This window comes from Kordia jejudonensis (assembly GCF_001005315.1).
GTDB lineage: Bacteria > Bacteroidota > Bacteroidia > Flavobacteriales > Flavobacteriaceae > Kordia > Kordia jejudonensis.
The window spans coordinates 1-1,372 of sequence record NZ_LBMG01000140.1 but is presented as its reverse complement, the minus strand read 5'-3'; the positions used below and the strand labels follow the sequence as shown (position 1 = coordinate 1,372).

Sequence of the window (1,372 nt, the reverse complement as noted above, 5' to 3'; positions counted from 1 at the left end):
CAGTCATGGTCGGAAGAAATTCCGACCTATTTTTTAAGTTTTAAACAGGATATTTGGATCACCACCAGACTTTATAATAATCATAGCAATTGCCAGATTTCTCACTTCCATTTTAAATCTTCTTTTCGCAGTTTTATATCCAATTTTATTAGCATTTTTATAGATTAGTATCAGCATAGCTAGGATTAAAGTCATGTATAGCATTACCTGTATCCCATTTTTATTAAGAGATACTAAATGACTTACATTTAATTCTTGTTTTATAAATCGGAAGAATACTTCAATGTCCCATCTTCTTCTATAGGCTTGAGTAATTTCTTTGGCAGTATATTCAAAGTTATTGGAGATAAACCAAAACTCTGTTTCTGGCTGCTTCTTACTTTTAGCTATAATAAGTCTAAAACTAGTGGGTACTAATTCTTGTCTATAATAGGTTTTTCCATTCTTTCCTTGGATAGGCCTACCTGTATATAGCTGTACTTTGCTGTCTTTGATAAGTAGTAAATTGTCTAAGTCCAAGTCTTGGTTTTCAATAAGTAAAGATTCTTGTTCTACATACTTTCTATTTTCTTTTGATCTGACAATAAAAGTAATGGCTCCTTTACTAAAATCTTCCATAGTTCTAGTAGATTGAAGTCCTCTATCAAAGACATACAAGTTTTGATGGTTTGTCTCTTTTTTTACATGCTGAGCAACTACCTCAGGTAAAGCCATATCTTCACTGACATACTTTTGTGTATTAAACACTTTTAAATCACAGGGAAGTAGTCCATCAAAAGCAACACTGTATTTTACAAACTTCTTACCATTATGTTTATCAAGTCCTTCGACTAATTTCCCTGCAGCCTCAGCTATCATAGTGCTATCCACATGGATTAATCGATGCTCTAATTTATCATTATAGCTAAACTTAGTATCAAACTGTTCATAGATACATTGATAAATTTTTCTAAAAAAATCTGCATCAATTTTAGAGAGTCTCTCTGAGATAGAACTTCTTCTGACTGTTTCTGTGGCATCTAAATCAAATAGAGTTTTAAAAATTGGATCATTAAAAGTATCTTCTAGTGTGCGCTGACTTAGTTTTTCATTCTCTAAAATACCGTAAAGCAAGAGGTAAAACATTTTTTTACCATGCAACACTTTGGTATAATGATCCACTTTGGTGTTTTTTGATAAGTTGGCTAAAAGGGCATCTGGAATAACTTCTAGTAGTTGGTTCACTGAAATTTTGTGATCTTTAAATACTGACATAAACAATTGATTATCAGATATTAAGATACAAAAAATGACCTAAAAAACAAAGTAAATAACTATAAATCAGTGGCTTAAATCAAAAAAGTCGGAAGATTTTTTCTTCCGACCATGACTG

At 31.4% G+C, this 1,372-nt stretch carries 1 protein-coding gene; it reads right to left on the bottom strand.

What is annotated here, in order from left to right:
• Positions 1-33 precede the first annotated feature (33 nt).
• Positions 34-1,254, bottom strand: coding sequence for an IS4 family transposase (locus tag AA089_RS23010; RefSeq protein ID WP_046759374.1), 1,221 nt, complete (start codon positions 1,252-1,254; stop codon positions 34-36).
• Positions 1,255-1,372 lie beyond the last annotated feature (118 nt).

What these genes read in the sequence shown, in the direction of transcription:
- AA089_RS23010 (WP_046759374.1), bottom strand. Translation starts at nt 1,254, where the DNA reads ATGTCAGTATTTAAAGATCACAAAATTTCAGTGAACCAACTACTAGAA.